Annotated in this window: 14 protein-coding genes; 10 read left to right on the top strand and 4 right to left on the bottom strand. The window is 35.6% G+C overall.

Annotation, left to right across the window (positions count from 1 at the left end):
* Nucleotides 1-71 precede the first annotated feature (71 nt).
* The 4 genes from LI951_RS02370 (at nucleotide 72) to LI951_RS02360 (ending at nucleotide 3482) form a co-directional block, all read left to right on the top strand.
* Nucleotides 72-404: a hypothetical protein gene (locus LI951_RS02370; RefSeq protein ID WP_229441144.1), complete on the top strand. Its 333-nt coding sequence runs from the start codon at nucleotides 72-74 to the stop codon at nucleotides 402-404.
* The gene (gene sufB / locus LI951_RS02365) at nucleotides 394-1782 is read left to right on the top strand and encodes a Fe-S cluster assembly protein SufB (RefSeq protein ID WP_229441143.1); all 1389 of its coding nucleotides are present in this window, start codon (nucleotides 394-396) and stop codon (nucleotides 1780-1782) included. The genes LI951_RS02370 and sufB overlap by 11 nt, the downstream gene beginning before the upstream one ends.
* A 209-nt stretch (nucleotides 1783-1991) precedes the next feature.
* Nucleotides 1992-2150 carry a helix-turn-helix domain-containing protein gene (locus LI951_RS15315; RefSeq protein WP_420705907.1) on the top strand — a complete coding sequence of 53 codons (159 nt, stop codon included), beginning with the start codon at nucleotides 1992-1994 and terminating at the stop codon, nucleotides 2148-2150.
* Between the two features lie 627 nt (nucleotides 2151-2777).
* On the top strand, nucleotides 2778-3482 hold the full coding sequence (locus LI951_RS02360) for an AAA family ATPase (RefSeq protein WP_229441142.1): 705 nt from the start codon (nucleotides 2778-2780) through the stop codon (nucleotides 3480-3482).
* A gap of 963 nt (nucleotides 3483-4445) precedes the next feature.
* Here LI951_RS02360 and LI951_RS02355 read toward each other — a convergent pair.
* Nucleotides 4446-5417, bottom strand: coding sequence for a diaminopimelate dehydrogenase (locus LI951_RS02355; protein WP_229441141.1), 972 nt, complete (start codon nucleotides 5415-5417; stop codon nucleotides 4446-4448).
* A gap of 675 nt (nucleotides 5418-6092) precedes the next feature.
* Here LI951_RS02355 and LI951_RS02350 point away from each other — a divergent pair.
* Nucleotides 6093-6947: a sialate O-acetylesterase gene (locus LI951_RS02350; RefSeq protein ID WP_229441140.1), complete on the top strand. Its 855-nt coding sequence runs from the start codon at nucleotides 6093-6095 to the stop codon at nucleotides 6945-6947.
* A 2-nt stretch (nucleotides 6948-6949) separates the two neighbouring features.
* The gene (locus tag LI951_RS02345; RefSeq protein WP_202068694.1) at nucleotides 6950-7477 is read left to right on the top strand and encodes a PadR family transcriptional regulator; all 528 of its coding nucleotides are present in this window, start codon (nucleotides 6950-6952) and stop codon (nucleotides 7475-7477) included.
* A 102-nt stretch (nucleotides 7478-7579) separates the two neighbouring features.
* Here LI951_RS02345 and LI951_RS02340 read toward each other — a convergent pair whose 3' ends face one another.
* Nucleotides 7580-8146 carry a GNAT family N-acetyltransferase gene (locus LI951_RS02340; RefSeq protein ID WP_202068692.1) on the bottom strand — a complete coding sequence of 189 codons (567 nt, stop codon included), beginning with the start codon at nucleotides 8144-8146 and terminating at the stop codon, nucleotides 7580-7582.
* Between the two features lie 488 nt (nucleotides 8147-8634).
* Here LI951_RS02340 and LI951_RS15310 point away from each other — a divergent pair, with 488 nt between their 5' ends.
* Nucleotides 8635-8778: a transposase gene (locus tag LI951_RS15310; RefSeq protein ID WP_420705906.1), complete on the top strand. Its 144-nt coding sequence runs from the start codon at nucleotides 8635-8637 to the stop codon at nucleotides 8776-8778.
* Between the two features lie 304 nt (nucleotides 8779-9082).
* Here the strand turns inward: LI951_RS15310 and LI951_RS02335 are convergent, their stop codons facing one another.
* Nucleotides 9083-10009 (bottom strand): glycosyltransferase family 8 protein, encoded by a 927-nt coding sequence (locus LI951_RS02335; RefSeq protein ID WP_202068688.1) that lies wholly within the window; start codon nucleotides 10007-10009, stop codon nucleotides 9083-9085.
* Nucleotides 10006-10857: a glycosyltransferase family 8 protein gene (locus LI951_RS02330; protein WP_202068687.1), complete on the bottom strand. Its 852-nt coding sequence runs from the start codon at nucleotides 10855-10857 to the stop codon at nucleotides 10006-10008. Before LI951_RS02330 ends, LI951_RS02335 begins: the two co-directional genes overlap by 4 nt.
* A gap of 336 nt (nucleotides 10858-11193) precedes the next feature.
* Between LI951_RS02330 and LI951_RS02325 the strand changes: the two genes are divergently transcribed.
* From LI951_RS02325 to LI951_RS02315, 3 genes are all read left to right on the top strand, one after another.
* Nucleotides 11194-11562 carry an Asp23/Gls24 family envelope stress response protein gene (locus LI951_RS02325; protein ID WP_229441139.1) on the top strand — a complete coding sequence of 123 codons (369 nt, stop codon included), beginning with the start codon at nucleotides 11194-11196 and terminating at the stop codon, nucleotides 11560-11562.
* 293 nt (nucleotides 11563-11855) lie between these two features.
* Entirely contained in the window at nucleotides 11856-12881 is a 1026-nt protein-coding gene (locus tag LI951_RS02320; protein WP_202068685.1) for an SPFH domain-containing protein, read from the top strand.
* Nucleotides 12882-12923: 42 nt separating this feature from the next.
* The gene (locus LI951_RS02315; protein WP_202068684.1) at nucleotides 12924-13100 is read left to right on the top strand and encodes a ribbon-helix-helix domain-containing protein; all 177 of its coding nucleotides are present in this window, start codon (nucleotides 12924-12926) and stop codon (nucleotides 13098-13100) included.
* Nucleotides 13101-13953: the final 853 nt, after the last annotated feature.

Here is a 13953-nt window from a genome sequence, read left to right as displayed (position 1 = left end):
AAATAAGTTGTTCAATTAATTGAAGTACAGCAGATAAAATGATTTTTATTTGGAGAGGAGAGTATGTAAGGATGATGAAAAAGAAAAAAGTAAGTGTTACATTAAAAAATGAAGCAGACAAAGAAGAACAAGCAAATCAAGAGATGGTAACTAGTTTTACATTGGCGACTTCATCAAAAATATCAGGAAGCCAGCAGACCAAACGATCTGATAGTTGTTGTAAAGCAGCTATCGAAGAATATGAATGTGATTTTTATGGGATTCGTCCTAAGGAAATGGATCAATTACAAAGCGAAGTGATTAATAACTTATTTGGAGCAAAAAAAGATAGAGAAACAGATATGTCTGTTCATGAGCTTATTGCCGGGATAATTAGAAAGGCAAATGATAAAAATGAAAAGTAGGAGTAGAGATTATGCTTATGGTTTTCATGATAATGTTCAGCCTCTATTTTCAAGCGGGAGCGGATTAACAGAAGAAGTGATCAGGAAGATGTCAAAGATAAAGGGAGAACCTGAATGGATGTTAGACTATCGATTAACTTCATTTGAAAACTTTAAAAGATTACCCTTACCAAAATGGGGTCCTGATTTATCAGGAATTCGCTTTGAAGATGTCATTTACTATCAAAAGTTGAGTGAGCGGGTATCAACTGATTGGGAAGATGTACCGGAAAAAATCAAGAATACTTTTGTACGTTTGGGAATACCTGAAGCAGAACAAAAATTTTTAGCTGGAGCTGCTGCTCAATATGAATCAGAGGTTGTCTATCACAATATGAAAACAGAGTTTGAAAAATTAGGAATCATTTTTACAGATACAGACAGTGCATTGAGAGAATATCCCAAGCTTTTCAAACAGTACTTTGGAAGGCTGGTTTCTTCCTCCGAACATAAATTTGCTGCATTAAATGGTGCTGTGTGGTCTGGAGGTACCTTCATTTATGTACCAAAAGGGGTAAAATGTGAAATCCCTGTTCAAACTTATTTCAGAATTAACGGAGAAAATGCGGGTCAATTTGAACGTACATTGATTATTGTTGAGGAAGACGCTTCTATTCAGTACATTGAAGGGTGTACAGCTCCTAATTATACAACCAATAGTCTGCATGCTGCTACAGTAGAATTATTTGTAAAAAAAGATGCATTTTTCCGTTATACGACTATTCAAAACTGGTCAGATAATGTCTATAATTTAGTAACAGAACGAGGTTCAGTTGAAGAAAATGGGATTTTAGAATGGATTGATGGAAATATCGGCAGTAAAGTAAATATGAAATATCCTTGTACTTATTTAAATGGTTCGCAAGCAAGAACTTCAATCCTGTCCATGGCATTTGCTAATTATGGACAACATTTAGATGCCGGATGTAAAGTGATTCATAATGCGCCAAAAACTTCTAGTACGATTGTCTCAAAATCAGTAGCTCGAGATGGTGGCAGAACGGATTATCGCGGCACAGTGAGATTTGGCAGAAAAAGTAGTGGAGCTAAATCTCATATCGAATGTGATACGATTTTGATGGATAATGATTCAAAGGCAGATACTGTTCCCTTTAATGAGATCTTAAATAGTAATGTAGCTCTGGAGCATGAAGCGAGTGTATCAAAAATATCAGAAGAAAAATTGTATTATTTGATGAGTCGAGGAATTAGCGAAGAAGAAGCCACGGCGATGATTGTCAACGGATTTATGGAACCGATTACAAAAGAACTGCCAATGGAATATGCAGTTGAACTGAACCAATTGATTACAATGAGTATGGAAGGGTCGGTTGGCTAGATCTATGTTTTAAACTAGAAATGTTGATTTTACAGCATTTCTAGTTTCTTTTTTTATATCTTGAATATACATTTTAAGTGCAACAGTTGATCATAAAAAAAGGCTCATAGCTAAAATCCAGTTAAAATAGGTTTGTCTAGAACACTATTTGAAAGGAAGATAGCTATGCGCCACTATAACCATCTTACAATACTTAAGCGAGAAAACATATTTTTATTATTCAACCAAAGCAGTCCGTACGCACCATTGCCTCTCTTATGGAGCGCAGCCCTTCTACAATCTCTAGAGAAATAAAGCATAAGCTTATTCTCCTGTCACTGCTCAGACCTTGTATTCCTATAGGAAGCAAAATTGTGGGCGGAAATTGATCTTGTTTAACGACAGAGTGTGGAAAATTGTTCGAAGGCTATTCGTAGAAGAACAATAGTCTCCCGAAGAAATCTCTCATCGATTGAAAAACGAACAGACAGGTATCGCTATAAGTTATACAACAATTTATCGCAGCATTTATAACGTTCTCTTTGAAACAGCGCCTATAAGCCAAGGGAATCGTGGACTGGTTCGTTCACTTAGACACCGTGGAAAAACCAGACACCTGTAAAGCAGAATTCGCATATTTTCGATTTGACATTCCAAGAGAATATAGTTTTAATTAATATAATAGCTTAAGTCCAACTAAAAAAGACCATGAAATTATTAGATGAGTTGAATTTCTTGATTCATGATCTTTTACTAAACAATAAAAAAATTTATGAGAATGGTAAAAATCTATCTGCTGCTCAAAAAAATACTAACTATTTTAAGAGGATATTATAGGAATAAAGAAATATTTCTTCTGGATGAACCTTTAGCTAATCTTGATGGGGACAATCAGAGATTAGTGATGAATGTTCTTATGAAATTAAAAAAAGAGAAAATTGTCATTGTTGTTGATCATTCATAGGAACTAGTTGAAGTTGCTGATCAAGAAATAGTAATAGAAGAGGAGTAACATTATGTATTTGAAGCAATTGAATTTCTATGGTGAAAGATACAATGAATTTCCTTTCAATCTTTCATTTTTAAAAAACTTGAATGAAATTGTATTTTCTAAAAACGTTACATTTATCACTGGAGAGAATGGGTCTGGAAAGTCAACTTTAATTGAGACAATTGCCGAGCTATTGGATCTAAATATGGAAGGAGGATCCAAAAATAATACTTTTGCTACATATGATTCTTACTCAAACCTAAGTGAAAAGTGTAGATTAATTAGATATCCTTCATATCCAAAGGATTTATATTTTTATCGAGCAGAGTCATTCTATAATCTGGTGTCTGATTTAGATTACTTAGGAGTCTCAGATGAATTATTTGATCAAAATTTACATAATTTTTCTAGAGGAGAATCCATCAAAAATTTGATAAAAAATAGGTTTTTTGGAAATGGCTTATACTTATTAGATGAACCAGAAACGGGTTTATCACTTCAATCGCAATTAGAATTACTTGTCATGATATACGACTTAGTTGATTCGAGTTCACAATTTATAATTTGTACACATTCTCCAATACTAATGATGTATCCAAATGCAGATATTTTAGAGTTTGATGACAATGGAATAAGCAATGTGACCATAGAAAAGTCAAAAATTATTGAACAATGGGAGATGGTTCTCAAAAGGAAAGAGGTATTTATTTCCCAGCTTTTTGATGGATAAAAAAATGTATAGTTTTTTTTAATATATGTAAGTAGAATGTGTGTATCAGAGCTGTCAGCCGCAATATCTCTATGTGATATTTTGAAATCTATAAAATTGATACTTGAAAATTATAGTATAATATTTTTGTTAATTTTTAAGATAGCTCCTCAATTTTTTGAATACAAATAGTGTGAATTTTAGTGATATTATATGCTTTCATACCTCTATTAAAAACCAATAGTATTACGATTTTAATACTCTATGAAAGGCTATAACCAACTTGGAAATCAAGAGGAAGGGGTTGTTGGCTAATAACAAAATAGAAGCTAGGAACACTGTTATATAGGCATTCCCATCTTTTTTTGAGTGTGCCAGGCATGGCAATTATCTAGTAGATAAAGGGATTATATTTTTTAAGCAGTAAGAAGGTTGCTAGAATAGCCTTATTACTGCTTTTCACATTGTCATAGACTCGATAAAATACCAGAATATTATCGAAATGCAGTAGAAGCAGGATTCAGATTTAGTGATCTGTAATGAGTTTACCTAGATACAAAGAGGTGAGAGTGTATTATTGTTCCGCTCTCTTTCAGAACACACGAAAAAACATTGAAGAAATGGGAGATTCTCTTTCCTCTGGAGGAATACTTCTGTATTAATTTAGTGCTTTTTCTGATGCTAACCAGTTGGCTTTGGTTGAAAATTAAAAAACGCTCCTCTAATTGAATAGAGGAGCGAAAAGGAGTATTTACTCAAAGAGTAAAATGAAAAATAAAAAGGTTGTTGTTGGTTTAAAGATATATTACCATCATCTATTTCATCCGACCAATAATAACACTTTTTATTGAAATCTCTTAAGGTTTTTTTAATAAATAACAAGTAGTATATTATGATTTGTTGGGAAATACGCAGTTGATAGCATACAAATACCAATATTCCAGTATCTGTTCTTATAAAATTAAAACAGTAAAAAGCTTAGCATTACAGCAATTCTTTTTTCAATTCTTCATCTGTTTTCGGTGAAAGGTATTTTGGTGCAATATCTAAAACAGTAAATGCTCCAAAGTTTTGTTCATCGGCTAAACGGACACAAGCTCTTGCATAAGCAACTAAGACACTGGCAGTGAATTCCGGATTACTGTCCAGATATAAATTGTACTCAATCACCTGATTGCTGGACTTATGTGTTGTTCCTGTATGAAGAACGGTTCCACCATGAGGCATTGTCTTGTGGTCGCGGTTTAATTCTTCTTGAGAAATAAAATGTACTTCTGTATCATAATCTGAAAAATAGTTTGGCATGGAAATAATTTCTTCCTGAATTTTTTTTGCATCAGCACCATCTTCCAAGACGACAAAACATTCTCTAAAATGCTTGTCACGGGTGGTGAGAGATAATTTTTCGCCTGCTTTTAATTTTTCAATAACTTCAGTGTTTGGAATGGTATATTGCGTTGCATCAGCCACACCGGAAATTCTTCTCAATGCGTCAGAATGTCCCTGACTGACACCTTTACCCCAGAAAGTATTCGTTTCTCCATTTGGTAAAATGCTTTGTGCGTATAGACGATTTAAACTGAACAGTCCCGGATCCCATCCAGTTGATATAATTGAAACGGTTTGATTTACTTTTGCAATTTCATTTACTTTAGCAAAGTGTTCTGGAATTTTAGCATGTGTATCGAAGCTGTCAACAGTATTGAAAGACTGGGTAAACTCTGGAGTTTGAACCGGCAAATCGGTTGCTGAACCACCGCATAAAATACAAACATCGATTTCTCCTTTTTTCTTCTTTAAATCATCGATATAGTAAGCTTTGGCTCCATCTGTTTCTACTTGTTCAGGAGCTCTTCTGGTATAGACACCAACCAGCTCGAAATCATTGTTTTGTTTTAATGCACGTTCAACACCTCTGCCTAAATTTCCGTAACCAATGATGGCTGCTTTTATCATTTGACACACTCCTTCCTATTTAAAATAAATTATACCAAAAAAGGATAGCTGACGAAAAGCAGCATTTAAATAAAAAGTACGGGGTCGGGACAAAAGCGATCAGCTCTGAGAATTAAGAAGGAATGTCCGAAGATTGTCAAGGAACACTATTCATAGAATGAATAGCTGTGAATTGTTACCTATCTGGAGGTCCTCATATTTTCAAGATAGTTCGGCTTAATTTCGAAGGAGTTGCTCCTACGGTTACTCGTTGCAAAAAGAATTTTTGCTTTTGTACCGCTGTTTATTCAGGGGTAGACACGAATAGAGAGTGAAACTTTATTTCTGTCTCACTCTCTATTGTATTAAAAATTTTCAGATACTCAGATGAAAATCGTCCTTTTTGAATTTACCTATTTTTCACTAAAAGCTCTATTATATCAAGTAGTTACAGAAGCTGCTTTCTAAACAAATAAAATACACTTCAAAATACTGTTAGTTCAATGATTTTCTGTATTAGTTTCAAAAATTTGGGCTAAATTCAAATTTTGAACTGTTGACAATTACTCTAGTTAGACTATAATAGTTTTCGTTCAATAGTCTAATTAGACTGGAATGGAAAATCTTCTGAAGTAGAAAAAAGACTAGTTGCAAATAAAAATTCTATTGTTGAATGATGTATTGGAGGAAAAACAGATGATAAAATCATTTTTGATGATCGGTCAGTCAAACATGGCAGGGCGGGGATTTCTTGATGATGTAGAACCGATTTACAATGAAAGAATAAAAATGCTGCGCAACGGAAGATGGCAGATGATGGCAGAACCGATTAATTATGATCGTCCAGTTGCAGGGGTAGGACTGGCAGGCTCTTTTGCTGCTGCATGGTGTCTGGAAAATCGGACAGATGAAATAGGCTTAATCCCCTGTGCGGAAGGCGGCAGTACGCTAGCGGAATGGGCTGTAGACGGGATTTTATTCAGAAACGCAGTCAGTCAAGCAAAGCTTGCTATGGAAAACAGTGAGCTGGCAGGGATTATGTGGCATCAGGGAGAGAGCGACAGTTATGGAGAAAGCTATAAAACCTATTACAAAAAGTTCCTGATTATTTTGGATACACTAAGAAAAGAGCTGAATGTACCTGATATACCAGTTATTATTGGCGGACTGGGAGATTATTTAGGACAATCTGGCTTTGGCAAAGGATGTACAGAATACAAACTGATAAACAATGAGCTGGAGAAAATCGCTTTTAAACAGCCAAACTGCTATTATGTTACCGGACAAAATTTGACTTGTAATCCAGATGGTATTCATATTGATGCAATTTCCCAAAGAAAATTTGGTTATCGTTATTTTGAATCATTCTCAAAGAAAAAGCATATTATGGATGTGTTAACCGATGAAGAGAAATTCATTAATCCGGACATAAACCGTGTATATACTAAAAATGAAAAAATTTATTTGGAAAGTATGGAGTTTGCACTGGGGAAAATTTCCTATGACACATTTGAAGCAAGAATGATTGCTGTGAATGAGGAGGGTGAATAAAAGTGATTCCTTTACTAATATTAGGCTTGCTAAAAGAGAATCCGGGTGCTCATGGTTATGAGCTTCTGGTACTGATGAGAGAACGAAACTATAAATATATTGTGAATTTTACAAAAGGGTCATTCTATTATAATTTGCAGCAACTGGAAGAAAAAGCACTGATAGAACGAATTGAAACAGAAGTAGCCAGTTCTTTAAAAGAAACACATAATTATATTTTGACGGACGCAGGAAATCACGAGTTTAATCTCTTGATGGAAAAATATGGCTCAAAAACAGACTATGTCAATTTAACTTTTTATGCTGCCATGTTGTTTGCAGAAGACTATGATCCGATAAAATTCAAGAAGCTGGTTCAAACTCAGATCAGTCAGACGAAAAAGAAAGTACAGAATATCGAAGAAGCATTGAAACATCGGGAAACAATTCTGCCTAGCTTTGCAAAGATGCTGGAGAATTCGCAGACACACCATCTTGTAAATATTCGGTGGTTTGAAGAATTACTGGAGGATGCAGAAAACATGCAGTAATGCAAAAAATGAAGAGCTGCTAAATAAAAAAGGGATAAGAGATTCTATTCGTTAATCAAGCTTCTATCCCATTGGTTTATGTACAGCAGTCTCAGTCAAAGGTTAGTTACTATTTCTAATAATTTCTGCTATTTCCTCTTTTGATAAATTTGTAATCGGAATAATTGGTTCCGGTGTTGTATAAGGACCTAGTTGTTTTTCATACCAGGCAACGTCAAACCATTGTCCGTTCTTAAATGCATTATTATGGTAGATCCCCATTTGCTCGAATCCAAGCTTTTCATGAAGCTGCTGACTTTTTCTGTTTGGCAGAGTAACTCCGCCTATCACTGTCTTAATACCCTGTTTTTTTAAAATAGAAATGAGAATTGTATAGAGTTGCATTCCAACTCCTTTGGCGGTTTGTTCCTTGTCCAGATAAATAGACAGTTCAGCGTTCCACTCGTAAGCTTTTCGTTCCATATGGCGATGAGCATAAGCATAGCCGATGATTTTTCCCTCTTCTTCACAGACCAGATAAGGGTAAGTTGTTGTAAAACTGTTGATGCGTTGGGTAAATTCATTTTTTGAAGGAAGAGCATATTCGCAGGTGATAGGTGTATCAATATATTGACTGTAAATACTTAAGACTGCTTCGATATCTCCCGGGGAAATAAGTCTGATTTTCATAGAGTCACTCCTGAATTTTTTATCTAATTTTAACGTAAACTATTAATAAATTCTAGTAAAAATAAATCAAAAAATTTCTTTGAAGTAAATGGAATGGAACGCTGTTGAGATAGGTTCTGAAATCAATTACCATAAATCTAAGAGGAAAGTCGTCAATATGAAGCGTTGTATTGTGCTCTTTGAAATAGTCTTTTATAAATGAACATTAAAGGTGGAAGCAATATGACTATTTCAGATAAAAAAATATATCCAAGAACAAATGATTTAGAAACAGCGTATTAAAGAAACAGCCATTTATAGGATATGTGTTGGATAGGAAATTGACCAAGGTACAACGAGTTGTATTACAAGGATTGTTTTGATCTATAGAAGAAATTCAGGTGCATATCACTGACCTGAACGACTATTTTGTCGAGTATACCACCAAATAACAGGAGGTATTCGAATGATTACAAGAATTGCCGGGAGCCAGTGCATGAACAGCAGAGATTTTCATGGTAGAAGTTGGCTGGAATGCTCAAGCATTTTCTACGAAAGAATATTTAACAAGTTGGGCTGGACTTTGTCTTGGGAGCTATGAAAGCGGAGGCATTCGCAAAAAAACTAAGAGTGGGACAGAAATAAAGTTCTGAACTTTCTTCGTATCTATCTCCGAATAAATGGCGTGACAAAGGGACTGTGACATAAGTATATCTGGGATCCCTAAAACCGAATAAACGGTGTTCTAGAAGCTGTCTCTTCGGAAATAAGTCGAACTATACTGAAAATATGAGTAGCTATTTTCGTATATTCCGACTTATTTCTTGAGACAGAACACTTCTGGCACAACCTCTTTGTCATAACATATACTTGTTTATATTAATGCCTTATTTTGGGGATAATGCATTAAAACAGATAATTATTTTTCCTGTAATATTTGCAGCCTATAAAGATAAACTACGAGAAGAAGTAGGTGCGTTTCACAGGTGCTTTCTTTTCATCGAGTAAATTTCGCTTATATATAATTGTGGGTGTATTTAAATTTGCTTTGTTGTCAGCAAATGCTGTTAAAGCATAGTATATTTTGTAGAAATTTTCAATGGGAGAGGTAAATTCATCATGCCATGGCTTAACATGTCCTGAATAATGAATGATATGAGGATGTTTTCTTGTTTCCTCATATTGCCTTTCTCCTTCAATAGTTGGATGCTTTTTTTCCTGATTAATAATATAGCTTTGAGCATTCCAGCTGGGATGAAGCGGCAGCCATTGGTCGTGAAGGATGGCATTCAGCGCATCCTGATCATGAAAACGAAGCTTCTCAGGATGATACTGGATATACTTCAGTACTTGTCTGGTTATATCTTTTTCAAGCCATGACTGGACATTAATCAGCATAAGTCCTGAATTAAAGTAAAGATCTGAGTCAGTTGAAATTCCCATTTTCTCAAATCTGTTATGAAAGCCGGCATCTTCAACAGCTGCCAAAGGATAATCCTTAAGATCGATCTCCCATAGATAGGAAAGGTCATCGACAGCAATCATATCACAATCTAAATAAAGGATTCTTTTTACATCCGTATCTCTGAAAAGCTCTGGAATAGCGATTCGATAGTAGGCAGTTTTTGGGATTCTTGAACTTTCAACAGCATTGGAAAAGAATCTTTTATTGATATGTAAAAGGTTTACTTGAGTATTGTAGTGACTCAAGGTATCAATTAAAAGTTTCTTATTTTGTTTGTTAATATTATCATCAATTACATAAAATGCGTATTCTTCATTTGATTCTTTTCTGTTTTCTAAAATAGACACAAAGAGTGTGGTCATATGTTTTGTGAATCCTGAATTGCAGCAGGAAACAATAATTCGCTTTTCTCTATTCATTTTGAGACCTCTCCCTTCTGCAGTATACTTTCAGATAATTTCTTCATGTAAAGATCCTGATAAGGATGGTTTTCCAGTGTATTCCAAGGTTTATCATGTCCGGTAAAATGAATAACAGCCGGATTCCGAGAACCTGCTTTGTAAAGCTTTGTATAATGTTCATTAGGAGCAGGGTGTTTTTCAAAAATCAGTGAACTTTGCATGTTCCATCTTGGATGAAAAGGAGCCCATTGCTCGTAGAGAACAGCATTCAAGGCATCCTGATCATGATAAATAATTTTGTCGCCATGATCTGTCAAAAATTGAATCGTCTTTTCAGTAATATTTTCCTTATTCCAGCGTTCCAAATTAATGACCATGACACCAGAATTAAAATAGAAGTTATTTGAATCAATACCCAGACGCTTTAGTGCTTTTGTCTGTCCAGGATCAATTACAGCACCGATTGTTTGATCGTGTAAATCTAAATTAAACAACGTAGTAATGTCATCGAGAATCAGTGTGTCGGCATCCAAATAGAGAACTTTACACGTATCATCTGCAGGTAAAAATTTTGGCAGCGATATTCTAAAATAAGCAGTTGTGGTGATATGATCGCTAACTAAGAAATCCTTATATAAGCTGTGATCAACACTTACAAATTCAATGGATGCTTGATCCGAATGTAAATTAACTGTCTTGCGAAGCTGTTCCTTACTCTTATCAGAGATATCGTCATCAATTACATAAAAGTGAATCCTTGAGTTAGGATCATTGACATTGTCAAGTAATGTAGCAATCATCACACTTAAATAAGGAGCATAGTGCTCATCGGATGCGGTCACAACGGGTACTTTATAAAAGTCCATAAATATCTCTCCCCTTTAAGGTTTATTAAATATACATTAAATGCATTTCTTTTTTTTTGCAAAAGATACACGCTTTTGAATATAGTGCAGTAAATACAACTTTTAGGTATACTCGATGGAAGTGCTTGATCTTCCAGCTTTTTTTAATGAATGATAAAAAAGTATTTTGTTGTTAAAGGAAGACTAAATCTTTTAGACTTAGAATGAAGGTGATAAGCGAATTGAAATGATTTTCAGTTGCTTTAGTGCATCGGATTGATGATTTCAATTGAATCATTGACTTTTTCTGAAAAATGAAAGGACACAAGAGGAGCAGGAAAATAAATAGCAGGTTAAATGAACATTAATTTAGGGAACATAGGTGAATTAAATTTTGAGGACAAAATGGCTGCTGCTATTTCACTGGAATCTGCAGACGGCTTGTTGAATATAAATGGAAAGATTTTTTCTCATGCAACAGAGAGATTGGATGAAAATGAAAAGATTAGTGCTGATATTGATGCGGAAGTAGCTCAAAAGAAAATCGTTATTCAGGTGAACAGTATCATTGAGTATATTAAAAGTATACCAGTAATGTATGAAGCAATACAGAAAATTGACTCAGAAGAGGTTGAGCACATGACTTCATTCAATGTTGCAGAGCTGAATGTAAACATTATTGATGGAAAAAAAGAACAGTTCAAAAAAAAGTTAGCTAAAGGATAAGAAGATGTAATTGTTCCTGCTAGTAAGGTTTCTGATAGAGAATAACAGGAGGAGAAAAGTATAGTATATTTGGTTTCAAAATTGATGTAATAAAACAGAAGTAAGATTCAAGAGCCTTTTGATTTTCTGCTATGTGCTGGGATCGAAAGTTTTTTTGTAGTGGTAATAGGGGAGCGTGTGCCTTTGTCATAATATAAATACTAATAAAGTTGACAGATCATCAAGACCTTGGTAAACTATGCTTAATATTTATTTGATATCAATTTGATATCAAAAAGAAGGCGGGGAAGAAAATGAATGAAGGATTGAAAAGTAAAGTTCCATCAACAGAAATAGAATTGAAGGCTCGTAATGGGATGCCGTTTTTACTCCTTAATATTTTGGGGATTATTCTATCAATCGCACTGTTTATCTTCGGCATTGTCTATTTAGAAAAAGAGTCATTTGTACTTGGAGGTATGATGCTGGGGCTTGCTATTTTTTACTGGTGTCTGCCAATGATTCTTTTATTCGCAGGGCTTAAAGTGATTCGTCCGAATGAATCAATGGTTATGACGCTATTTGGGCGCTATATAGGTACCTTAAAAGGGGAAGGATTTTACTTCGTTAATCCATTTACCACTGCTATCCCAGTTCCAGTGAATCTTTCAAATCAGGATGGTGTGAATATCCTCGAACAGGAAACTGCAGCTGCAAAAGGTGCAGCAGCGCAAAGAGCTGTTACGAAAAAGCTATCATTAAAAACGATGGCACTAAGTAACAATAAACAAAAAGTCAATGATCAGCAGGGGAATCCAATCATTATCAGCATTGTTGTCATTTGGCGTGTAGCTGACACTGCAAAGGCGATGTTTGATGTAGATAATTTTGTAGAATATCTGTCTATTCAATGTGATTCTGCTTTGCGGAATATTGTGCGGCTCTACCCTTATGATGCTGCTGATAACGAAGATGCCAATGAAAAAAGTCTTCGTGGTTCCAGTCAGGAAATTAGTACAAAGCTGAGCGAAGAAATTCAGTCAAAAGTGGAGGTTGCCGGTTTGGAAATTTTGGAAGCCCGCATTACTCATTTGGCCTATGCGCCGGAAATTGCGGCTGCAATGCTGCAGCGCCAGCAGGCTTCTGCAATTGTTGATGCACGTCAGCTGATAGTTGAAGGTGCTGTTGGTATGGTGGAAATGGCTTTAAAGGAATTAAACGCTCAGGGAATTGTTGATCTGGATGAGGAAAGAAAAGCTGCAATGGTAAGCAATCTGCTTGTTGTATTATGTGGAAATCGAGACGCACAACCTGTTGTCAACAGCGGGTCATTGTATTAAACTTAACCTGTTCCTTATTGACTGCTAAGGAGGTCTGCTGTTATGGAAGGGAAAGAGCAAAAAGCAAAAAAGCAAGTGCCCCTTCGTCTTTCAACCGCACTGTATAATGAATTGGCGGCTTGGGCAGAAGATGAATTCCGAAGTGTGAACGGTCAAATAGAGTATTTGCTGACAGAAGCAGTCAAAAAGCGTAAACACTCCGGAAAAACAAAAGAGTAATTAAAGCAACACCAAATAATAGTGGGAAATATATGAAGTACGGGACTGTAACATAAGTATGTCTGATACCCCTTAAAGCCGAATAAACGGTGTTCCAGTCTTTGTATGATTCGAGCATTCGTTAAGAAGCGTAGGATCAAGTTCTTACATGCCCCTCAGACATGCTTCGAGGATCGAAACGAAGACCTTGAATTCTTAGCGGCTCTGTCATTTAAAAAGTGATGAGATCGGAACGAAGTCCTTCAATTCTTAGTGGCTTTGCCATTTAGAAATTGATGAGATCGAAGTGAAGTGTAGTGAGAACCGAAGACGCAGAAAAACGGATACAGTGTAATGTTTTGTCTCGAGAATCGTTAGACTCGTAGAGACAGCAGTTTTTCTCCGCTCCGCATACAGTTCTACTACATCAAGTGAGCTGGTTTCATTCAAGGAATACTTATCGAAACTACGCATACCATTTTGCTAAAGTACAAATATGAGCAGAAGTGGTAAAGTAGAACTAGCACTTGTCGGTCCTAATCTGTGCCGAGTAATCGCAGGCAACATCTCAGAAATAAGGCGAACGATACTGAAACTATGAGCAGCTCCAGGGAGGTGTCAAGGAACACTATTCATTTTATGACTAGTGTTCCTTGACAATTTTCGTATATTCCGCCTTGGTGTCATAAATCACTACGATTGACTTGTCAGAGTAGATGATACCTGCTTGGTTCTTGAGCTAGAACACTTCTGCTCCTGCGGTTACTCGTCGCAATTAAGTTCGTGCAAGTGCTCCTGCGGTTACTCGTCGCATGGAGAAGCTTTGTCACAACCTCGTACTTCATTTTTGTATACTTTTTCAGGTTGCCGTTTT

It is taken from the genome of Enterococcus sp. BWT-B8, from assembly GCF_020567625.1.
Lineage (GTDB): Bacteria > Bacillota > Bacilli > Lactobacillales > Enterococcaceae > Enterococcus_L.
This window is presented reverse-complemented; position numbering and strand designations above follow the sequence as displayed.

Excerpts from the sequence above, each read along its gene's own strand:
- LI951_RS02370 (WP_229441144.1), top strand. The coding sequence starts at position 72 with ATGATGAAAAAGAAAAAAGTAAGTGTTACATTAAAAAATGAAGCAGAC.
- sufB (WP_229441143.1), top strand. The coding sequence starts at position 394 with ATGAAAAGTAGGAGTAGAGATTATGCTTATGGTTTTCATGATAATGTT.
- LI951_RS02360 (WP_229441142.1), top strand. The coding sequence starts at position 2,778 with ATGTATTTGAAGCAATTGAATTTCTATGGTGAAAGATACAATGAATTT.
- LI951_RS02355 (WP_229441141.1), bottom strand. The coding sequence starts at position 5,417 with ATGATAAAAGCAGCCATCATTGGTTACGGAAATTTAGGCAGAGGTGTT.
- LI951_RS02350 (WP_229441140.1), top strand. The coding sequence starts at position 6,093 with ATGATAAAATCATTTTTGATGATCGGTCAGTCAAACATGGCAGGGCGG.
- LI951_RS02340 (WP_202068692.1), bottom strand. The coding sequence starts at position 8,146 with ATGAAAATCAGACTTATTTCCCCGGGAGATATCGAAGCAGTCTTAAGT.
- LI951_RS02335 (WP_202068688.1), bottom strand. The coding sequence starts at position 10,009 with ATGAATAGAGAAAAGCGAATTATTGTTTCCTGCTGCAATTCAGGATTC.
- LI951_RS02330 (WP_202068687.1), bottom strand. The coding sequence starts at position 10,857 with ATGGACTTTTATAAAGTACCCGTTGTGACCGCATCCGATGAGCACTAT.
- LI951_RS02325 (WP_229441139.1), top strand. The coding sequence starts at position 11,194 with ATGAACATTAATTTAGGGAACATAGGTGAATTAAATTTTGAGGACAAA.
- LI951_RS02320 (WP_202068685.1), top strand. The coding sequence starts at position 11,856 with ATGAATGAAGGATTGAAAAGTAAAGTTCCATCAACAGAAATAGAATTG.
- LI951_RS02315 (WP_202068684.1), top strand. The coding sequence starts at position 12,924 with ATGGAAGGGAAAGAGCAAAAAGCAAAAAAGCAAGTGCCCCTTCGTCTT.